16 protein-coding genes and 1 tRNA gene are annotated in these 21,030 nt (G+C 58.8%); 7 read left to right on the forward strand and 10 right to left on the reverse strand.

Annotated elements, in window-relative coordinates; all coding sequences use genetic code 11:
* Positions 1 to 530: 530 nt before the first annotated feature.
* Positions 531 to 2,411 carry an AMP-dependent synthetase/ligase gene (locus tag NW829_RS05650; RefSeq protein ID WP_414416627.1) on the forward strand — a complete coding sequence of 627 codons (1,881 nt, stop codon included), beginning with the start codon at positions 531 to 533 and terminating at the stop codon, positions 2,409 to 2,411.
* A gap of 13 nt (positions 2,412 to 2,424) precedes the next feature.
* Here NW829_RS05650 and NW829_RS05655 read toward each other — a convergent pair whose 3' ends face one another.
* The gene (locus tag NW829_RS05655; protein WP_414331146.1) at positions 2,425 to 2,745 is read right to left on the reverse strand and encodes a hypothetical protein; all 321 of its coding nucleotides are present in this window, start codon (positions 2,743 to 2,745) and stop codon (positions 2,425 to 2,427) included.
* A gap of 255 nt (positions 2,746 to 3,000) precedes the next feature.
* Between NW829_RS05655 and NW829_RS05660 the strand changes: the two genes are divergently transcribed.
* Positions 3,001 to 4,311, forward strand: coding sequence for a (Fe-S)-binding protein (locus NW829_RS05660; RefSeq protein WP_414416628.1), 1,311 nt, complete (start codon positions 3,001 to 3,003; stop codon positions 4,309 to 4,311).
* A 150-nt stretch (positions 4,312 to 4,461) separates the two neighbouring features.
* Here the strand turns inward: NW829_RS05660 and NW829_RS05665 are convergent, their stop codons facing one another.
* The 3 genes from NW829_RS05665 to NW829_RS05675 form a co-directional block, all read right to left on the reverse strand.
* Positions 4,462 to 5,928 carry a cobyric acid synthase gene (locus NW829_RS05665; protein ID WP_414416633.1) on the reverse strand — a complete coding sequence of 489 codons (1,467 nt, stop codon included), beginning with the start codon at positions 5,926 to 5,928 and terminating at the stop codon, positions 4,462 to 4,464.
* A 228-nt stretch (positions 5,929 to 6,156) separates the two neighbouring features.
* Positions 6,157 to 6,228: transfer RNA gene (locus tag NW829_RS05670), tRNA-Gln, on the reverse strand.
* Between the two features lie 72 nt (positions 6,229 to 6,300).
* Positions 6,301 to 6,858, reverse strand: a complete 558-nt coding sequence (locus NW829_RS05675; RefSeq protein WP_414356749.1) for an FHA domain-containing protein — start codon at positions 6,856 to 6,858, stop codon at positions 6,301 to 6,303.
* Between the two features lie 276 nt (positions 6,859 to 7,134).
* On the opposite strand from NW829_RS05675, the gene NW829_RS05680 reads away from it, so the two are divergent.
* From NW829_RS05680 to NW829_RS05690, 3 genes are all read left to right on the forward strand, one after another.
* On the forward strand, positions 7,135 to 8,007 hold the full coding sequence (locus NW829_RS05680) for an inositol monophosphatase family protein (RefSeq protein ID WP_414384140.1): 873 nt from the start codon (positions 7,135 to 7,137) through the stop codon (positions 8,005 to 8,007).
* Between the two features lie 158 nt (positions 8,008 to 8,165).
* Positions 8,166 to 9,023, forward strand: a complete 858-nt coding sequence (locus tag NW829_RS05685) for an ABC transporter substrate-binding protein (protein ID WP_414413040.1) — start codon at positions 8,166 to 8,168, stop codon at positions 9,021 to 9,023.
* Positions 8,981 to 10,042 carry a J domain-containing protein gene (locus NW829_RS05690; RefSeq protein ID WP_414416629.1) on the forward strand — a complete coding sequence of 354 codons (1,062 nt, stop codon included), beginning with the start codon at positions 8,981 to 8,983 and terminating at the stop codon, positions 10,040 to 10,042. The genes NW829_RS05685 and NW829_RS05690 overlap by 43 nt, the downstream gene beginning before the upstream one ends.
* A gap of 16 nt (positions 10,043 to 10,058) precedes the next feature.
* On the opposite strand, the gene NW829_RS05695 is transcribed toward NW829_RS05690, so the two are convergent.
* The 4 genes from NW829_RS05695 to NW829_RS05710 all read right to left on the reverse strand — a co-directional run bounded on the left by NW829_RS05695 (position 10,059) and on the right by NW829_RS05710 (position 14,082).
* On the reverse strand, positions 10,059 to 11,642 hold the full coding sequence (locus NW829_RS05695; RefSeq protein ID WP_414416630.1) for a lysostaphin resistance A-like protein: 1,584 nt from the start codon (positions 11,640 to 11,642) through the stop codon (positions 10,059 to 10,061).
* A 98-nt stretch (positions 11,643 to 11,740) separates the two neighbouring features.
* Positions 11,741 to 12,460 carry a tRNA (guanosine(46)-N7)-methyltransferase TrmB gene (gene trmB, locus NW829_RS05700; protein WP_414416631.1) on the reverse strand — a complete coding sequence of 240 codons (720 nt, stop codon included), beginning with the start codon at positions 12,458 to 12,460 and terminating at the stop codon, positions 11,741 to 11,743.
* A gap of 92 nt (positions 12,461 to 12,552) precedes the next feature.
* The gene (locus tag NW829_RS05705) at positions 12,553 to 13,473 is read right to left on the reverse strand and encodes an L-lactate dehydrogenase (RefSeq protein ID WP_414416634.1); all 921 of its coding nucleotides are present in this window, start codon (positions 13,471 to 13,473) and stop codon (positions 12,553 to 12,555) included.
* A 249-nt stretch (positions 13,474 to 13,722) separates the two neighbouring features.
* Positions 13,723 to 14,082: a hypothetical protein gene (locus NW829_RS05710; RefSeq protein WP_011433745.1), complete on the reverse strand. Its 360-nt coding sequence runs from the start codon at positions 14,080 to 14,082 to the stop codon at positions 13,723 to 13,725.
* Between the two features lie 675 nt (positions 14,083 to 14,757).
* On the opposite strand from NW829_RS05710, the gene NW829_RS05715 reads away from it, so the two are divergent.
* Positions 14,758 to 16,773 (forward strand): diguanylate cyclase domain-containing protein, encoded by a 2,016-nt coding sequence (locus NW829_RS05715; protein WP_414416632.1) that lies wholly within the window; start codon positions 14,758 to 14,760, stop codon positions 16,771 to 16,773.
* A 36-nt stretch (positions 16,774 to 16,809) separates the two neighbouring features.
* Complete coding sequence (locus NW829_RS05720) at positions 16,810 to 18,534, forward strand: ABC transporter ATP-binding protein (RefSeq protein WP_011433743.1); 1,725 nt, start codon at positions 16,810 to 16,812, stop codon at positions 18,532 to 18,534.
* On the opposite strand, the gene NW829_RS05725 is transcribed toward NW829_RS05720, so the two are convergent.
* Together NW829_RS05725 and NW829_RS05730 are read right to left on the reverse strand one after the other, a co-directional pair.
* Positions 18,528 to 19,466, reverse strand: a complete 939-nt coding sequence (locus tag NW829_RS05725; RefSeq protein WP_414412889.1) for a PfkB family carbohydrate kinase — start codon at positions 19,464 to 19,466, stop codon at positions 18,528 to 18,530. The genes NW829_RS05720 and NW829_RS05725 overlap by 7 nt on opposite strands.
* A 240-nt stretch (positions 19,467 to 19,706) precedes the next feature.
* Positions 19,707 to 20,576, reverse strand: coding sequence for a M48 family metallopeptidase (locus NW829_RS05730; protein WP_011433741.1), 870 nt, complete (start codon positions 20,574 to 20,576; stop codon positions 19,707 to 19,709).
* Between the last annotated feature and the right edge of the window lie 454 nt (positions 20,577 to 21,030).

Raw genomic sequence — 21,030 nt, forward strand, 5'->3', positions numbered from 1 at the left:
GATGAGAATGGGTTGATCACCGATACACAACCTCCAGAAACGATGAGCTGCTCAGCTAGAAATCGCAGGAGCCCCGTACGGTACCCGTAGGGTCAGTGTCGGGAGGAATGCTATAATGGTACTGCGGACACCAGAAACAGCTGTTTAGGGCACTGGTAACGGTCGATTGGGGGTGCAGTAAACCACCCCAGAGGCTCGCGGTTGGCTTGCTAACTGCAGGGCTACTAAAAGCCCGCTTCGTACCGCCTAGCGGTCGGTGTCGGGTAGTTTACATGAAGCTTACAGCCGGGATCCCCATGGGAGATATGGGATCCGGTTTGATCAAAATTGTAAAGTTTTGTGCGCAATCTGCCGGGGCGAGCAATCACCACCCTGGTTCTGCCAGCGCAAGATTTTATAGTGTTGATCCCTACCTTTTCCCCGCAAGGGGAAGATGGTGAATGGGGTGACAGGCTGGGAACTGTCCTAGCGACACCTGGGGAGAGAGGCTGGGTTTAATAGACTGTAAACGTAATTTACGGTACAGATCTATGACAACTGCTGCCGCTTCTGCTACTCCCACTGCCCCTGAGACGACGCTGCTGAACGTTTGGCAAGTGCTGGCGGAAGAGTTTGCCGGTCAGGTTGCCCTACGGGATCCCCACGCGCAGCCAGTTTTCGAGATATCTTATGGAGAGCTGTTTCGCCGCATTCAAACCCTGGCGGCTGGCCTGCAGGCTTTGGGCATTTGCCCGGGGGATCGGGTGGCCATTTTTGCCGATAACTCCCCCCGCTGGCTGATGGCCGATCTGGCCACGATGTTCACGGGAGCTGTGAATGTGCCCCGCAGCGCTGTGGCGGATCCCAGTGAGCTGGGCTACATCTTGCGCCACTCCGGTAGCACGGCCCTGATTGCTCAGGATCTGAAGACCCTGAGGCGGATCCGGCCGGATGTGCAGGAGCTGGGCCTGGAACGGCTGCTGTTGCTTTCCGATGAGCAGGAAGCAGGGGTGCTGAACTTTTCCCAATGGCTGCAAAAGGGTCGGGAACACACCTACCAACCCCCAAAGCTGGAGCGATCCCAACTGGCCACCATCATCTACACCTCCGGCACCTCCGGTCGGCCCAAGGGGGTGATGCTCAGCCACGGCAACCTGATGCACCAGGTGGAGAACTTGGGCGTGGTCGTACAGCCACAACCGGGGAATAAGGTGTTGACCATTCTGCCCACTTGGCACTCTTATGAGCGGGCTTGCGAGTATTTTCTCCTCAGCCGTGCCTGCATGCTGGTCTATACCAGCCCTCGCTTTATCAAACAAGATTTCCAACAGGAGCACCCCCATTTTCTGGTGGCAGTGCCCCGGATTTGGGAAACCGTTTATGAAGGGATCCAACGGCAATTCAAAGAGAAAAGTCCCCTGATGCAGCGGCTGATCCGCGCTCTGATGGCCGTGAGTGAGAGCCATGTGCTCTCTGGACGGATAGCTCGCAACCAGTCGATTTTGCATTACGGAGTCAGCCCCTGGGTGCGCCTGCAGGCTCGCCTGCAACATTGGCTGCTCTGGCCCCTGCACCGATTGGCCGATGTGCTGATCTACCGCAAGGTACGACGGGCGTTGGGCCCCAATTTTCAACATGCCATCAGCGGCGGTGGATCCCTGCCTGCCTACTTGGATCTGTTCTACGAGGTGGTGGGCATTTCCATCTTGAATGGCTACGGCCTCACCGAAACTTCGCCGGTGTTGTGCGCGCGGCGTCCAGACAACAATGTGCGCGGTACGGCTGGCCCCCCTCTGCCGGGGACGGAGTTTCGCATTGTGGATCCTGAAACCCGACAGCCCCTGCCCTCCGGCCAAAAGGGGTTGATCCTGGCCCGTGGCCCGCAGGTGATGATGGGCTATTACAACAACCCGGAAGCCACTGCCAAGGTGCTCAGCTCCGACGGCTGGTTTGAAACCGGGGATCTGGGCTGGCTCACCCCCGACGGGCAACTGGTGATCACCGGCAGAGCCAAGGATGTCATTGTCCTACTCAATGGGGAGAACATCGAGCCCCAGCCGCTGGAAGATGCTTGTCTGCAGTCTCCTTACATCAGTCAGATCGTGATCGTCGGGCAAGACCAAAAGAAATTGGCTGCCCTCATCTACCCCAACCTCGATGCCCTCAAAGCCTGGGCTGCCGAGCAAGGGATCCCGGCTGAGGAAGCCGAGCTGCTGGCCCAGCCCCAGACCCGCACCTTGATTTTGCAGGAGGTGCGCCGCCGCATCCAAGAACGCCCTGGCTACCGGCCCGACGAGCAGGTCAGCGACTTTCGCTTCTTGCCGGAGCCGCTGAGCGTGGAAAACGGCCTTATGACCCAGACCCTGAAGATCAAGCGCAACCCGGTGGCTGAGCGCTATGCCCACCTCATCCAGGAGATGTATCCGGCTTGAGGTGCAGGCCCACCTAAGTTTGGGATCCCCGTTGTTGCTCCAAGTAGCGCCGGAATTGCTCCGGTGGAATGGCCCCTCGGTAGGCTCCACAGTAGTAGAGGGTAAGCACTGCCTTGTAGGCCCAATCGCTTGGCACCACATCCGGGAAAGGGCTGGGCAAAGTATCTGCTTGGTTGTTGGCGCAGGCTTGCAAAATTTGCTCTGTGGTTAGCTGTTCTGCCAGGTCTGGAGGGAGTTCCCGCAGGTTGGCTTGGGCCAGAGCGGCGGTGGGCAGGCTCAAACTGGAGAGGGCTGCGCCCACAAGAGCTGAGGTGAAGAGGTGTTGCACTTTCATAGCACTCCGTGCTGTGCAGAGCACAGACAACTCGAAGAGGGTTAACGAGGGATCGATTGAGAGGGAATCCGTCCGGGGAGTCCCTTCTTCAGGGTAGTACGGACGAAAGGAGCGTCTGGATCTGGATAGAACGCCTCAGCCGCTTTGTTCCCGGATTAAGATGCAGGAGACGGGGGCACCTCCAAAACCCCAAAACAAGCCAAAAGGCAAGATTGAGTCTGTACAGCAGGCTTTTGTGCTGAGAGCTAGAGGCCGATGAACGTATCCAAAGGGCCAAGTTTTGACGGCGTGGATCCCCCGGATCCCAAGCTGATCGATGCCTGCGTGCATTGCGGGTTTTGCCTGACCACCTGCCCCAGCTACCGTGTAATCGGCAAAGAGACGGACTCGCCGCGGGGGCGCATCTATCAGATGGAGGCTCTCAACCAAGGTCAAATCTCCCTCTCGGCGGCTACGGTTTCCCACTTCGACAGTTGTTTGGGCTGTTTGGCCTGTGTTACGGCCTGTCCATCGGGGGTGCAATATGACCGCTTAATTGCCGCCACCCGCCCGCAAATCGAACGCAACTACCCACGTAGCCTTTGGGATCGGCTTTACCGCCAGTTCATCTTCTCGGTGTTTCCTTACCCGGAGCGGCTGCGACCGCTGCTGTGGCCTCTCTGGCTGTACCAAAAAATGGGGATCGGCGCTTGGATCCGAAAGGGTCTGGAAAAGGTCTCCCCGCGTTTGGCGGCCATGGAATCCCTGATGCCCCCCCTGGAGGTGGAGCAACTGCTGCCCAAGCGTTACCCTGAGCGGATCCCGGCGGTGGGAGAACGCCGTTTTCGGGTGGGACTCATTTTGGGCTGCGTGCAGCGCCTGTTTGCCCCGCAGGTGAATGAGGCCAGCATTCGCGTCTTGACCCACAACGGCTGTGAGGTGGTGATCCCGCCTGTCCAGGGCTGTTGTGCGGCCTTGCCCCACCATCAAGGGCAACTGCAGCAGGCGGAAACCCTGGCCCGCCAGATGATCGATGCCTTTGCCAATTGTGAGTTAGATGCCATTCTGATCACCGCTTCCGGCTGCGGACATACCCTGAAAGACTATGGCCACCTGTTGGCCAGGGATCCCGACTACAAGGAGAAAGCAGCCCGATTTGCCACTCAAGTCAGGGATATTCAGGAGTTTCTCGCCCAGGTGGGGTTAACTGCTCCTCTACATCCGCTACAGCCGGAACCCCTGGTGCTGGTCTACCAGGATGCCTGTCACATGCTGCATGGGCAGCGGCTCAGCCAGGAACCCCGACACCTGCTGCGGCAAATCCCAGGGCTGGAGCTGCGGGATCCCGTCGATGCGGCCCTCTGCTGTGGTAGCTCCGGCGTCTACAACCTGTTGCAACCCCAGGTGGCGGATGAGCTGGGATCCCAGAAGGTAAAGAACTTGCTTAACACCGGTGCTCAGGGGATTGTCTCTGCCAATATCGGCTGCCGCCTACAAATCCAGAAACATCTGCGCCTACAGGGCAAAGCCGGGATCCCCATCTATCACCCGATGGAATTGTTGGATCGCGCCCTTACCGCTGCGTGACGCTTTCGCGAACAAGCTACAGGGACTTCTTCGGGTCAGGCAGAGGTAGCCGAGGCAACCGGTTGAGTGGATCCTGGATTTCCGGTCGCGCTGGCGTAACCTGGCGCAACATAGCCTCCCACCCCACTTCTCTCCCCCATCGCCGATGGGCTATTCCATCAACAGGCCCAAGTCCAGGTGAGGCTGCCACAGATCGGCCAGGCGCTCCAGCAATTGCTCCCGCTGCTGAGCATAGTGGCCCTCCAGATCCGGCAAGGGATCCCAGCCTTTTTGTCGGCGCAGCCAGTTCAGCCATTGTCGCCGCCACAGGTGGTTGTCAAACAGGCCATGCAGATAGCTGCCCCAAATCCGACCCGTGGGATCCCGCCAGCCCAGGTTCTCCCGGTCGAACACCGGCAGACAGCCAGAGGGATCCGCCTGGGTGGATCCCTGATGAATTTCGTACCCCTGGATGGGGGCCAGGGCAGGCCATCGGCTTTGGGTCTGTACCTGCTGGGTGACCTTGGTGGGCTGTAAAACGGTGGTCAAAGGGAGAAAGCCCAACCCCGAGTAGGTGCCGGCGATCCCCTCCCAGCCTTCGGGATCGGCGATGGTCTCTCCCAACATTTGCAGTCCGCCGCAAATGCCGACGATATGGCCGGAGTATTGGCGCAGTTGATCGGCCAAGCCGGTCTTTTGCAACGCGAACAGATCGTTGAGGGTGGTCTTGCTGCCGGGCAGGATAACCACATCCGGGGATCCCAAACTTTGGCCGGGGTGAACCCAGCGCAGATGGACGGTGGGCTCCGCCAACAAGGGGTCAAAATCCGAGAAATTGGCCACCTGGGGCAAACGCACCACAGCAATCTCCAGGCGCCCTTCCCTCAGGGCTTGGCGACCGGCCCGATCTTCCCAGAGCTGGGGGCTGGCCTCAATTCCCATCGAATCCTCTTGGGGCAGAACCCAATCCAACCAAGGCAAGACACCAACGACGGGGATCCCGGTGTAGTTTTCCAGCCAGTCCAGGCCAGGCTGCAACAATTCCCGCGAGCCCCGAAACTTGTTGATGACAATGCCCCGGATCAGGGCCCGTTCTTCGGGTTCCAGCAGCTGGAGTGTGCCCACCACATGGGCCAGCGCCCCACCTCGGTCGATGTCCGCCACCAGCCAAGTGGGGGATCCCAAATGCAAGGCAACCCGCATATTTGCCAAGTCCCGATGTTTGAGGTTCACCTCTGCTGGGCTACCTGCCCCCTCGCAAAGGATCCAGTCGTACTGCTGTTGTAGGCGAGCAAGGGCTTCTTTGACCGCTTGCCAGGCCGGCGCAAACCAGCGCTCGTAATACTCTCCGGCGCGGTAGGTGCCCACCGCCACTCCGTTCAAGACGATCTGGGAAGTCAGGTTGCCCTGGGGCTTCAGAAGGATTGGGTTCATCTCCACCGCAGGGGGAATCCCGGCAGCCCAAGCTTGCAGAGCCTGCGCGTAGGCGATCTCTTTGCCCTCTGGGGTGACATAGGCGTTGAGGGACATATTCTGAGCTTTGAAGGGGGCGACCCTTTTTCCCGCTTTCTTGAGAATGCGACAGAGGGCTGTCACCAAAAGGGTTTTGCCCACGTGGGAAGAAGTTCCCACCACCATCAAGGATCGACCTGAACAGCTCACCCCGGATCCCTCACCCTTGGTTTCTGGTTGTTGCCATTCTCTCCGCGGCCAGTCCTGCCAAGCCAGGGCCTCCGTTGGCAAAAGCGACCCCATGATTCCTCAGTTCCCCAGAGCAACGCGCCCTGCTGATGCCAAGAGCCGAAACCCCAGATCTGCACGGGATCCCAAGGGCTTGCGCCTTTGTGCTCTCGGTTGGATTTTAAGCTGGGGCAGATGGATTCGAACCACCGAATGGCGGGACCAAAACCCGCTGCCTTACCGCTTGGCGATGCCCCAATTCACATTGCTTAACCAGCTTAATTAATTTAGCGATGCAGCTTCGGGTCTGTCAACAGTTGCAGTGAGCTCCTATGCGTGGGGAAGCTGAAGCTCTTCGCCAAGGTCAGGGCCAATGTCAAGAGGAGTCACGGGGAGAGTGCGGGCTACCTCAAAGAAATAGGCGCGGATCTCCGGCCCGAAATAGATGACATCTCCACTCCTCAAGTAGTGAGTGGCCACCCGCGTGCCGTTAACAAACACCCCATTGGTACTGGACTGGCCCTTGCGGTTGCCGTCGATCAGGCAATAGGTAAACCCTGTCCGGTTGGACTTGGTGGGCACCCGCACCAGGTAAGCATGGCGACGCGAGACAAACCGATTGACGATCTGGATGGCGTTGGAGGGATCCCGTCCAAGCGTATAGATACTCTCCCGCAGGATGTAGCTGCAGGGCCGGACAGGATGGCAGATGGACAGGGTGAACTCCGGATGGGACACCGGCCGTTCAGGGACTTGATCGAACAAATCCGCCGGCAGATCAAAGCCCTGGCTGGGAAGAGGACTTTTCCCGCCAACCTCTGTGATGGAGGTGAAAAAATCGTCGTAGCTATGTGGCAAAGGTCTTCCCCCCTCAACGCTCAACGCCATTTACAGCAGCTTGGCTTTCCAAATTCAAAGTCTTATCTATAGTTCATAGTTCCCCAAAACCCTACTGCTTTCAAAGGAACTCTGGTCTTGGCGGGCTGCCGGAAAACCCACAAGCCCCAGTGTACTGTACTATACACCATAGGCAGCCTTGGAGATACCCCCTTTCCCCGGAAACTGGGCTTGGGCTCAGGTTGGGCCCATTTTGGTTTTCAGGAATCCCTTGGGAGCCTCAGCCTTCGCGGGCTATCCTGAGTAACAGATTCTTGAGGTAGGGGTGTGACAGAGGCCCTGCTGCGTCGGTTGGATGTGGCCACAGAAGCTGCCCTGGAGGCAGGGGCTTTGCTGCGCAGTTATGTGGGAGGCACCCTTGCCATTGAGGAGAAACGTCCGGGCGACTTGGTGACTGCGGCGGATCGCGCTTCCGAGGATCTCATCTTAAAAATCTTGAGGCGGCACTTCCCCGAAGATGTCATCTTGACCGAGGAATCAGGCCAGCAGGGATCCCCGGAGGGTGCCTACGCTTGGATGATCGATCCCCTAGATGGCACCACCAACTTTGCCCATGGCTACCCTTTTGCTGCCGTCTCCATTGGTTTGCTGCAGGGGCGGGAGCCGGTTTTGGGGGTTGTTTGTGATGTTTTTCGCGGGGATCTGTTTCGCGCCGTCCAAGGGATGGGGGCTACCCGCAACCGCCAACCCATTCGAGTCTCCACAACGGCTGAATTGTCTCGGAGCCTGCTGGTGACCGGCTTTGCCTACGATCGTCGCGAAACCCCTGACAACAACTACGCCGAGTTTTGCCACTTTACCCATCTCACCCAAGGAGTGCGGCGGGGCGGATCTGCAGCTCTGGATTTGGCCTATGTGGCCACCGGTCAGTTGGATGGCTACTGGGAGCGGGGCCTCTCCCCTTGGGACATTGCCGCAGGGATCGTTCTGGTGCGGGAGGCAGGCGGCAAGGTGACCGCTTATGATGGCAGCCCGGTGGACGTTTACAGTGGCCGACTGTTGGCCAGCAATGGCTGGTTACACGCTGCTCTGCAAGAAGAATTGGCCCAAGTACAGCCTTTGCCGGTCTCCTTTCCCATGCGGCGGGATCCACGCCCAGCCTATCAGAACCGGGAAAGCTCCCCAGTTGAGTTGAATTGAAGACAGAAGTAGCTGACGAATAATCGAGGAATAATCAAGAAGATTCCAAGAACCCTATGTTGGGCAGGGTAGATAGGAGATGGGTTAGCGGACTCCCCGGAAAACAGCGACATTGCTGCCGGGCGGCACAGTTCGGCCTGGCCCTCATCTTGGGAGCAATGGCCCTTGGGGTCGCCACTGCTGGCCCCGGCTACCCTCAGCCGGAACAAGGGAAGGTTGCCCCCACCGAGCGGGCACAGCCCCTCGATTCCCGTTGGGCCGAGATCCAGGCCCGGGGGCGCATTCGGGTTGGCTTGGATCCCAGTCTGGGGCCGGCCTATCTCTATACCGACTTGGAGCGACAAACCTACGCCGGCTTTGAGTGGGATATCCTGGAGGCGTTGGCCCAAACCCTTCAGGTGCAGGTGGATCCCATCTACGTGGCCTGGAGGGAGCAGTTGGCGGCCTTGCAAGCGGATGAGGTGGACTTGATCTGGGGAGCGCGGGAAGCTTTGGGCTTGGATCCGGAGCAGTTTCTGGCCACCCGGCCCTACTACCTCAGCCCGCAGCGCTTGGTGGTACGGGATCCCTCCCCCGCCTCCGGGCCAGAGGAACCGGCCATTGAAGCACTGTCGCAATTATTTGGCCGCAAAGTGGGCATCGTAGTCAATAGTACAGGGGCAGCCCTACTGGAGGCGTATAACGAGAGGAGGGGCAACGCCATTCGTCTCTTTGCCACCAGCAACCCTGAGCGCTTGTTTGCTCAGCTACAAGCCGGCCAGTTGGATGCCGTGCTGGTCGATCAGCCTGTTGCCGCCCTAAACCTGCGCCAAGCTGGATCCCGGCTGCGCCTGGTGGGGCCGCCCCTGTTCCCCATGCCTCTGGTGGGAGTAGTATCCTCTCAGCATCCTTCCCTGAAGGAAGCTGTGGATGGGGCGATTTCCAGCCTGATCGAAAACGGAACCTTGCAGCAGATTTTAGAGAAGTGGCAACTATGGGATCCAACTCTAATGTCCCCCGCCTCAACCGAGGACTAGCCCGCTACGAGACTGACCATTTCGCCATCTTAGGCGTGCCCCTTACCGCCGACTCCAAGGGGATCCGGCGCGGCTACCTGCAGGCGGCCAAGGCCCTCCACCCGGATCGGTTTGTGGGGGATCCCGAAGGTGCAGAGCGCGCCAACATCCTCTTTGCCAAGCTGGTCAACCCGGCCAACGAAGTGCTGACCAAAGAGCGGGAGCGAGGGGAATATGAAACGGTGCTCAAAATGCGGATCAAACGCCTTTTGGAGACGCCCCCCCCGGATCTTTGGCCCTCTGGGGAAGCCGTCAAGGGCTTGGCCGAGCACCCCCATTGGCAGGAAGAGTATGTCAGACGGGTGGAGAAGCTGGCCAAAGAGCAATACAGCTCCATGGAAACCCTGCTCGAGAAAACCGAGCAATTGAGCGAGCTGAACCTGGCCTATTTGTTGCTCAAGGCCGGCTACCAGGGGAGCCTAGCCCCTGCCTCTAGAACCACTACCGCGACCGGGATCCCAACCCCTTCCCCCAGCCGTACCACTGTGGGAGGGATCCCAGCCTCCCCCGTCGTTGCTCCGCCCACCCGTCCCCCTGTTCAGCCCGTTCCCACCCCACCGCCTGCCCCCAAGTTCAGCCCTGGGGAAACCCGCTTTATCCAAGCCTTGGACATGATCGAGCGCAAGCAATACCGGGATGCGGTGCAGTATCTGAACTTTGCCATCAGCGCTGAGCCCAACGTGGCCCGCTACTACCTGCACCGGGGCATTGCTCACCTGAAGCAGGGGAATGCTGGCATGGCCAAAGCAGACTTTATGCAAGCCAGTCGCCTAGAACCTGCCAACGCCGAGTTGATGGCAGAAGTGCGCCGTTGGATGCAGCAAGTCACCACTCAACAGCCCGTTCCCGTCCCCAAGGACTCCGTCCCGCCAACGCGAGTGGCCAGCCGTCAAACGTCACAGGCTCAGAAAGTGGTGCCGCCTCCCCGCAAAGAAGACAACGGCGGGTTCTTTAGCCGCCTCTTCGGCAGGAAAAAGTAGGCAGACAGAGATCCCCTTAACGCGCTCCTCCCAGCACCAGCAGCGTCACCAGGGATCCCGTATTCCAGAGGCTGTGCAGCAGGATGGGAGCCAGCAGGTTGCGGCTGTGGCTGTACACCACCCCCAGCACCACCCCCAGCATGGTCAAAGGCAGCAGATCGGAAAGGTTGAGGTGGGCAAGGGCAAAGGTGAAGGCGCTGAGCACAATGGCGGCCCCCATAGGCAGGTAGCGGCTTAGAGTAGGCAGCCAAAAGCCCCGGAACAGCACCTCCTCAAAAACAGGGGCACAGACAGACACCACGGCCAAAAACACCAACCGCGCCCCCCAACCATGGCTATCCAGCAGCAGGGGCAAAATGGGATTCCCACCCCCTGCCTGCGGTAGCAGCAATTGCGAGAGTGCCGCTGCCAGCACCACCAAAGGCAAGGCCACCCAGTAGCCACACAAGCCCCACAGCAGCCAAGGACCCCACAACCGCACCTGCAGCACCCTCTGCCAGCCGGGGTAGGCGTGCAAGAGACGGTACAATAACCCTGCCCCCAGCAAAGCGCCGGAATTGTAGGTGAGAAACAGGGCTACCGCCTGCTGCCAAGGGCTGAGCTGCCGTGCCCCCAGGCCGAGGATGATGATGTAAAGTCGAGGCACCAAAGCGTTGAGGGCGATAAACCCCAAAAACCAGCCGGTCAACACCGCTTGCGCCCCGATCCCCGGCCAAGGCACTTCCCAAGCAGGGCCCAGGAGCGGACGTTTGCGCCAAAGGCTCCAGCCCAGCCAGCCCAACAAGAGCATCAACCCCAGCAGTGCCCCCAGCACGGGGATCCCGCCCACCACCGCCAGTCGAAATAGAGCCGCCAAGGCCAATTTTTCCTGCTGTTGGTTGAGGGCATTTAGGCTATCGCTGCGCTGCTGCAGTCGGTAAAGCTGTTGCAGAGCCACCGCCTCAAACCAACCATCCAGATGATTGCGGATCTGCACCTCCGCCTCTGGCAAGATGCGCCGCGGTGTTCCCCACAGCCCTTGCAAAACCCGCGCTGCCCCCTTTTGGCTCGATTCCAGCTCCACGGGACGTTCCAGGTCGATGATCTGCTGCCATTGCTGCTGAGCGGCCTCCAGATCTTCTTGGTAGGCATAGAGCAAGCCCAGGCGCAGCCACAGTGCATCCAGCTCCGTCTGCAAATCTTGCATGGAGGCCAAAAGGGCGGGATCCACCTCTGGAGATTGGGCCAGTTCTGGGCTGGCCGCCTCAGATTCGCCAGCAGGAGTTAAACGGGCCAGCCGTTTCAAACGTTTCAGGCGTTCGGTGTAGTTATCGGCGGTCTGCTGATAGCGATTTTGGGCCACCTTGAACACATCCTGACCCAAAAGTGCCCGTGCCAGATCCTGATAGCGGGGATCATCGAGGGTGCGGGAAGCCTGCAGGGCGAGATCGGTTTGCAACAAATCCAACTGCGTTTGGGGCGGCGGCTGAAACCAACTGCTGGAAAGAGAAAGCCCGACAATCACAATGGCCAATAGGCTCAGCAGGTTGAGGATCCCACGGCGAACAGAAAACCAAGCAGAGGAGGGGTCGGCAGAGGCCGTGGTTTCAGAGTGAGACATTGCGGCGACGGATCCAACTCAAGCGGGTTATATCCTATCTTCTGTATTGTCTTGGCGGAATGGAGTTGTTGTTACTGCATTACGGATTTGTCCTGTTGTCACCGTCGCTCCAGCCAATAGCGATAGATGGGCAGGCCCAGTTGTAGGCAGTGCCACTCCCGCTCCGTGGGGATGCCGAGGGGATTGGAGTCCAAAGGCCCCTGGTGGGGATCCCAAAACTGCGGATGCTCCAAAAATCGAGCTGCCATTTCTTCGGCCACCTCTTGGATATCCGATTGCAGGAAGACGGGGCTGCCCGGTCGCAGCAGCAGAGCCAGATCCGCCACCAGTTGGGGTTGGACAATCCGCCGTTTGTGATGGCGCTTTTTGAACCAGGGATCCGGAAATAGGATGGTCACCCGGCTGAGATCCCCCGGCGCAAACAGATGCCGCAAAGAGACATTGATGTTGGCAAACAGAAAATGGACGTTATCCAGCCCCAGCTCGTCCCGCCAGGCATTGGCCCGTTCCACCAGCGCCTGCCGAATCTCTACCCCCAGGAAGTTCCAGTCGGGCTGCTCCTGAGCGAGGCGCAGCAGAAATCGTCCGCTCCCTGTGCCGATATCCAGATGAAAGGGCTGCCCCAGCCGCCGGTATACCCGTTCCCAATGGGGTGGGGGGACGGGCTGCTGATACTGTGCCTGCAGGGGATTGACGTGCTGCCGTACCCGGTGACCGAGGCCCCTCTGTAAGGGGATCCCGGCCCAAGGCGGAGAAGGGGGGCGCTTCTCCAGTTGGCCCTCAGGCGATTGCTGCCCCTGTTGCACCTCTGTTTCCATAGACCACCTCCTGCCGCCAGCTGCGGCCCTCGCCCACTGACCAAGGGATCCCCCAGCTTGGAGGGGAGCGACAAAAGTCCAGGAGATCTAGGCTACCACCGGATGCTGTCGATGACTTGCCGCAAGATCTGGGCCGAGCGGTGCAGCTGCTTGCGCTCGCTCTCGGTGAGGGACATGGCCAGCGTGCGTTCCACCCCCTGCCGCCCGACCACTCTGGGCAAGCTGAGACAGACCTCTGGCAGATCGTACTCCCCTTGGGTGAGGCTGCTCACGGTTAAAACGCGGTGTTGATCCCGCAGCAGGGCTTGGACAATTTGCGTCACCCCTAACCCGATGGCGTAGCTGGTGGCCCCTTTGCGACGGATGATCTCGTAGGCAGCGTTGCGCACCTGCTCGAAGATATCCCCCAAATGGGCGGGATCCCAGTCCGGCGAGAGTTCCCCAATCGGGGTGCCGGCGATGTTCACCTTGCTCCAAACGGCCACCTCGCTATCTCCATGTTCGCCGATGATGTAGGCGTGCAGGCTACGCGGATCCACCCCCAGGCGCTCCGCCAAAAGATAGCGAAAGCGGGCTGTGTCCAAAACCGTCCCCGACCCAATTACCTGCCCTGCCGGCAACCCCGACAACTTCAGGGAAACGTAAGTCATGATGTCAACGGGATTGCTCACCACCAAAAGGAGTGTGTCAGGGCAATGCGCCATCAAGGCCGGGATCAAGCCTTTGAAGATCTCGACGTTGCGCTGCACCAAATCCAAACGGGTTTCTCCAGGCCGCTGCTTAGCCCCTGCCGTCAAAATCACCACGTCTGATCCGGCACAATCCGCCAGCTCCCCTGCCCGTATCCGTGTCGGCTCCACAAAGGGGATCCCGTGCACCAGATCCATCACTTCCCCTTCCAGCTTGTTGCGGTCGATGTCGTGAAGGACCAGCTCATCCAGAGTGTTCTGGATTACCATCGAGTAGGCACAGGCCATGCCTACCTGGCCGGCGCCGATGATGGATCCCTTCAAAAGGCGGCGAGAAGTCAGCCCCTCGACCTGCTGCTGGGAGCGCTGCTTGGGTTGGTGCTTAGAAACAGTCATGGCTGCAGCCGCTACTCTTCGTTCTCCAGCTTAAGCCTGCCTAGAGGAAGAAAAAAACAGGCTACCGCTCTCCAGAAGAACTGGAAAGGCGAGAAGAGGCAGGATCGGTTGCCGCAGCGGACTGGATCCATCTGAAACAATAAAAACAATAAATAGCCCTCTAACCTTCAACAGTCCTCAACCCGGCTGCTGGGTTAGCCGCTGCCAAAGCTGCGGAGGAATGCGCTCGTGAGGACACTTTAGGGACTGAATCTGAGCTAAATCTTCCGGCATGTAGTGCAAGGCTACCCGCGCTGCCGGATCCAAAAGGCTGCGCCGTCGTCGGTTACATTGCTCCGCTTCTCCCAGAAACACGTCCAGCCAGCCATCTCGCTCTTGGTAGCGAATCCTCAAAGCAGAGAGAGAAGGCAGAGCAGAGGAAACTTCTTTGCGGTAGAGCCGAAAGCCCTGCTCCAGACTCCAGCCCAACCACCACTGAGGCGCCAATTGCCCCAACTGCCTACACCACACCCCCGCCTGAACCTGTTGCCATGCCATGCTTGCCACTCCGCAGCTTGTTCTCCTGAGAAGACTTAACTGCAAATCTTTAGCAATTGCTACTTGGGTAAGCACTCTACCAGACTCCTCAAGCTTAATGCAAGTCTTTATCAAAGAGGATCCCTACTTTGCCGGCACGCTATTGAAAGCTAATCTCAATAGAGCTATGCTGTTACTCGGTTGAGTGGTGGAGTTGTATCCATCAGTCTTCCTCTCTTGCCTTGGATGCATCGGGGATCCCACGCCCGCGGAATTAGCCATCCTGGGTCTGGCAGGGATCCCTTTTCCAGGGCTAGCTGAGGTTCTTTCTAATGAGAGTAGTTCTAACTAATAGGAGCCTGGTTCCTTCCCAAGCGTGTCGATGTACGGGTAGAACAAGTTCGGGAGCCAGAAGCGGTTTAACCTTGAAAACGGCGACGCATAGCCCTTCACGTCGGCAGGACAGGCTTTTTAATAATTCTTTTAATTAACCTCAAGAGTTGCTTCAAAGAATATCCCCTCCGGAGCACCCAAAAGCCCGTGCCAGCCCGGGGATCTTTTGTATCGGGAGACACACAAACTCCCCCAACAATTCCATAGGATGACCGTAGAATGGCAGAGACAGCGTGAATTCATAGCTGTTTTTTTCGGCTTGCCCTCCCCGTTGCCCGAGCGTCTACTGGGTGTTCCTAGCCTATGGTTGAAAGGGGGACTGCTGGGCCAGACCAGGCTGGCAGCGTTTATGATGCGCTGACGCGGGCCGATCTGTGGAATCCCCAGGTCATGTACCGTGGGCGCCCGGTACAGGCTCGGGGACGGGCTGTGCTGCGCACCATGTTCGAGAGCGTCAGCGATGGGTTGTTTGTCCTTGAGTGTCTGCCCCCGGAGCCAGAAAGAGGCTCACCTCAGCCGCGCTGTCGGTTTTTGGTGGGTAACCCGGCTTTTTGCAGGATGTTTTTTCTCTCCTCTCGACCTATCGAGGGAGAAGAGCTCCAGAGTTGTCTACCGCCTTCTCTGGCTGCGCAGATTCAACTGCACACCGAACACTGCCTCAGCCATGGCCGGCAAGTGAGCTTCGAGCTGAGCTTAACGGCCTCTGCCGCTCCCGACCCAGAGTCGACCCATGTTCTAATCGTTACCCTTTCTCCAGTAGTTGAGGAGAACAAGCCAATCAGCCGAATTGTCGGCTCCTGTCAGGACATCACAGCACGCAAGCAAGTGGAGTGGCAGCTACAGCGCAGCCAAAAGCAACTGTTGGAGCACAACCGGGCTCTGATGGAGCTCACCCGGCACAAAGCCCTCAGCCAAGGAGACTTACAAGCTGCTCTGCAACAGATTTGTACTACAGCCGCCCATACCCTGGGGGTGGCACGGGTGGGGGTCTGGCTCTACACGTCGGAGCGCTCCAGCATTCGCTGCATCAATCAATTCGAGATCACCCCAGACAATCCCGAGGGATCCCATACTCAAGGGGCGGAGATCTGGGCCAAAGACTATCCCCGTTATTTTCAAGCCCTGGAGCAAGAGCGCACCATTGCTGCCGACCAAGTGGTGGCGGATCCCCGCACCGCCGAGTTCGGCAATTCCTACCTGACAGCAATGGGAGTGGTCTCGATGCTGGATGCCCCCATTCGACTGGAAGGACGGATGGTGGGTGTTCTCTGCCACGAGCACATTGGCTCCCCTCGCCACTGGACCTTAGAAGAGCAAAACTTCGCCGGATCCCTGGCGGATTTGGTGTCTCTGGCCCTCGAGATCTCGGAGCGCCGGCAAGTGGAAGAGGAGCTGCGCCAGGCTGAGGAGCGCTATCGCAATTTTTTCGAGAATGCGGTAGAGGGCATTTTTTTCACCGATGCGGCAGGTCGGTATCTCTCCGCCAACCCGATGCTGGCCCAGATCTGCGGCTACAGCTCCCCCGAAGAATTGATGCGCGAAGCGAAAGAGGCGGGCAAGCGGCAGCTCTATGTGGATCCCAGCCAGTGGGAGGAATTTGTGCGGCTATTGCAGGAGCAGGGATCCGTGCGCGGCTTTGAGTATCGGCTGCGGCGGCGGGATGGCTCGATCATCTGGGTCCGAGAAAAGGCCCGTTTGGTTAAAGATAAAGCCGGAAATATCCTCGGCTATGAAGGCATCTGCGAAGACATCACCGCCCAAAAGCAGAGCTTAGCCTACATGGAGTTTCGCGCTCATCATGATGCCCTGACAGGTTTGGTGAACCGCGAATCCTTTCGGGAGCGGCTGCAGCAGACCCTGCAGCAATACTACAGTGAATCTCTGGCCCTCTTCTTTGTGGATTTGGATCACTTCAAAGACATCAACGATACCTTCGGCCACGGTGTCGGCGATGCCCTGTTGCAGGGGGTAGCTGAACGGTTAACCAAGTGCGTTCGCCCTGGAGATATCGTCGCCCGCTGGGGAGGGGATGAGTTCACCCTGCTGCTGCCCCGAATTGGCAGCCCCACAGTGGCAGCGCGTCTGGCTCAGCGGATTGTCGATGCCTTTCAAACTCCCTTCTCCTGCGAGGGCCATTCCCTTTCCGTGACCTGCAGCATTGGCGTCGCCCTCTACCCCCAAGACGGCGTAGAAGTGTCCACCCTTTTGCACCATGCCGACTTGGCCCTCTACCAGGTCAAGGAAAATGGCCGCAGCGGCTTTCAGCTCTACCGGCCAGTTTCAGGGATCCCGGCAGCAGTCCGCAACACTATCCTGTAAGCTGGTTGGGTCAGAGGCCCTTCTGGTTTGTGATTTGTGCATCCGGGTCGTAGCTATCGCCGTCTCATTCCCTTCATTCGGCCCCATCTGTGGATGTTGTTGCTGGGGCTAACCTGTACCCTTGGCTTTGTGCTAACCATGCCCGCCCTCGCCTACTTGATCGAGTGGGTGGCCCGCTCCATTGGTGCCGGGGATCTGGGGCAATTGCGGATGCTGGCCTTGATTGGGGTGGTGTTTTTCTTGGTGCGCGGCGCTTTTCAGTATGGCCAAGACACCCTGATGGCGAGGGCCTCCTTGCAAATGGTTTTGGAATTGCGCCAACAGATTTATGCCCACCTGCAGGCACTGGATGTGGACTATTTTTCCGGCAGCCGCACTGGCGATCTGGTCTATCGCCTCACGGGGGATCTGGATCGGGTGGGAGAGGTGGTGCAGCGGTTTTTCCATCGCTTCATCCCCAGCGTGCTCACCATCTTGGCGGTGGTGGCCTACCTGTTCTATCTCAACGGCATTCTCACCTTGACCACCTTGCTGATAGCCCCCCTGATGGGAGCCTTGATCAGTTGGTTTGGGGATCGCCTTTTGTTTCGCTCCCGCCTCAACCAAGAGAAGATGTCGGATTTGGCCGCCCTCTTGACAGAGGTGTTTGCCGGGATCAGCCTCACTCGCGCCTTTGCGGCTGAGGACTACGAAATTCGCCGCTTCAGTGCCATTGCCGAAAGCAACCGCCTGGCCCGGTTTCAGACCGAACAGGTGAAAGCCATTCAAGACCCGGTGGTGGGTTTTCTGTACGCCATGAGCGTGCTGGGGGTGTTTTGGGTGGGCGGCTGGCAAATTAGCCAGGGCAACCTGACCGGCAGCCAGTTTCTCGGCTTTATCGCCGGTGTTGCGATGTTGATCGACCCTATTGTTCATATCACCAACAACTACAGCGAGCTGAAACAGGGTGAGGCTTCGGTGGAGCGGATTTTCGAGCTGCTAAACACCCGCTCCCAAATCCGGGAGCTGCCCGGGGCCCGCCCCATGCCTCCCATTCAGGGTTGGGTGGAGTTCGACCAAGTTTCCTTTGCCTACAAACCGGATCAGCCGGTGCTCAAACAGATCAGCTTTCAGGTGTCTCCCGGCGAGATTGTGGCCCTGGTGGGATCCTCCGGCGCCGGCAAATCCACCCTGGTGAGCCTGATTCCCCGCTTTTACGATCCCCAGCAGGGCTGCATCCGCATCGACGGCATCGACATCCGCACCGTCACCCTCAAGAGCCTGCGCCGGCAGATCGGCATTGTGCCGCAGGAGATCACCCTGTTTTCGGGAACCATTGCCAGCAACATCGCCTACGGACAAGAGCATTTTGACCTGGAAGCGGTGCGCCAGGCGGCCCAGGTGGCCAACATCGACACCTTTATCGAGAGCTTGCCCGATGGCTACGCCACCCGCGTGGGAGAACGGGGGGTCACCCTCTCCGGTGGACAACGGCAACGGCTGGCCATTGCCCGCGCCGTGCTCCTCAACCCCAAGATCTTGATCCTGGACGAGGCTACCTCTGCTTTGGACAACGAGTCGGAAGCGTTGGTGCAGGAAGCGCTGCAACGGCTGATGCAACGCTGTACCGTTTTTGTGATTGCCCACCGCCTCTCGACGGTACGCACTGCCCACCGCATTTTCGTCTTGGAGCAGGGGCAATTGCTGGAGCAGGGAAATCACCGAGAATTGCTGGGCAAAGGGGGTCGCTACGCCCAGTTTCACCTGCGCCAGTTTCATTGAACCCTTGGCCTCTGGATCTCCTGGATCTCCCATGCCTGCCAGAAGGGCCGGTAAAACTCCGGATCCGAAGGTGCTCCCCCCGGGATCCCGCAGATGGCCGCCGCAAATTGCACGGCTCGTTGCACCAGAACTGCCTCCGGCCATCCCCGCAACAGCCCCAGGATGGCCACGGCGCTAAATGCATCTCCCGCCCCCACTGTATCCACCAGCTGAGGCGCGGGCACTGGGTCGGCCCGATAGACCTGAGCAGGGGTGATCAGCAGTGCGCCTGCCGCTCCCAAGGTCAGAAATAGACCTTTCAGGTTCAGATGAGCCTGGAGGATCTGTCCTTGCTCCAGCAGGTCTCCGGCAGGGATCCCTTCCAGTTGGGCCACTTGCTCCAGCTCTGCCTGGTTCAGCTTCAGCCAAGTGCAGGTGCGTAGCATCTCCCGGATGGCGTCTGGATGCCACCAGGGATCCCGCAGGTTGAGATCCAGAAACACGGGACAGCCCAAAGCGGGGATCCCCTCTTGAAAGTGGCGATGGGCTGCCTCCCGGCGGGCTGCCAAGCTGCCCCGGTAGAGCAGGCTGGGCTGGAGAGCTTGCAGAGCCCCGATATCCAACTGGATGTAGTCGTAGGCTTGGTCGGGCAAGATGGCGAAGGTGGGGATCCCTTGCTCATCCAGGGTTACTTGAACCTTGCCGGTGGGGTGAACAGAATCCTGCTGCAGACCCTCCAGGCGCAGCCCCTGCCGTCGCAAGGCCCCCAGCAGCTCTCTGGCGGCCTCGTCTTGGCCAACACGACTGAGCAAGAGGGGATCGGATCCCAGCCCCTTGAGGTTCCAAGCCACATTCAAAGCTGCTCCGCCCAGCACAATCTCTGTGGGGAAGCAGTCGAAAAGCACCTCCCCCAAGATGAGCGGCAAACCCAGGGGCACATGAGAGGGATCCATCTTGAGCACTCAGCTAGAAATCGCAGGAGCCCCGTGCTGTACCGGTAGGATCAGTGTCGAGAGGAAAGTCCGCCTCCATGGTTATAATTGTACTGCGGACACCAGAAACGGTTGTTTAAGGCACTGGTAACGGTCGATTGGGGGTGCTGTAAACCACCCCAGAGGCTCGTGGTTGGCTTGCCAACTGCAGGGCTACTAAAAGCCCGCTCTGTACTGCTTTAGCGGTCGGAGTCCGGTAGTTTACGAAGCAGCCGTTGACGTCCGCGGTGCGGAGCCCAATCCCTGGAGCTCCAGGATCTGCTGATAGGTGTTGCTGCGGAACCAACGCTCGATTTCTCTGGCCCGTAGCACCGGCAGCGGATGGGTGCGCCCCACCGTTTGCATCTGCTTCAGCTCCATCTGCCACAGATCCCCGTCCAGCTCGTCGTAAGTACGGGCCTGCTCCAAAAAGGCGTCCACGTTCAGCTTGGAGGCCAATTGCGGGGATCCCCCACACAATTTCATCAACACCGAGATCACCGTCTTGGCATCTTGGGCTACCAACAGCGCCGCCCGGTCACAGGTAAACTCGGCACACCGCAGCCAGTGCATCAGTTGATCCTGCAACGCCTGATAAAACAACCCCCCGAAGGGGAGCAAGCTGGTGGAGAGCATGAGAATGTTGGCCATCGTCAAGTAGACCCCGTGATTGCACTTCAAGTGGCCCAACTCATGAGCGATCACGGCCTGAATTTCCGGCGGCTCCAACAGATCCAGCAGAGAGCTGTGCAAGACAATGAAGGGCTTTTTCCCCTGCATGGCAAAGGTGTAAGCATTGGGCGTGGGGTTCTGCCGCACGTAGAGCTGGGGCACCTCCAGATCCAAGATGCGACAGGCCTGCACCAAAAGCTGATGAATTTCCGGCAACTGATGCTCGTTAATTTGGATGCTGGAAGCAATGTTGTCCAGATAAAATATCTGTCCTGCCGTTGAGCCAAGCCAATTTTGAATCAGCAGGCCCAGCCCCGGCACTTGCTGCAGAGAGCGGGTGGCTTGCAGATCCACGGGATGACGAAATTGGTCGGCCCGCAGGCCCAACAGAATGCGAGGTTCTCGTTGAATGGACGACATAGACAATAGACAACAGAGGGAGAAAGGACTTCGGTTACAACTCGTAGGGCACAAACTGGCGGTGGCGATTCAACAAAAATAGCCGCTCCGGCGGCGGATCCGGCAGGGTCGGGTAGTTTACTAAAATCAAACGGGTTTTCTCCAGAGGGGATCTCCCAATAGACCACATGATCTTGAATGCGAGTGCCATCGGTAACAAAGCGCCCAGTATCGGCGGCAGCACGCTCAGCGCGGCGATAGAGTCGCCCTTGCCAGGTCAAGTGCGGGGGCAGCCCCAATCCCAAAAACAGTTGCTGCTGACTTGATTCCTGGTTGAACACCGCCTGCGGGCAATCTGCCCAGATCCTTGCCAGATCTGCCGGTTGGGGAGCAGCATGAGCCTCTGCATCGGCTGGAGTTACCTGATACATTCACGCTGAACTCTCCTGAACATGGTTCAGGAAAGAAGCGATCG

This window comes from Synechococcus sp. R55.8 (genome assembly GCF_047461895.1).
GTDB lineage: Bacteria > Cyanobacteriota > Cyanobacteriia > Thermostichales > Thermostichaceae > Thermostichus.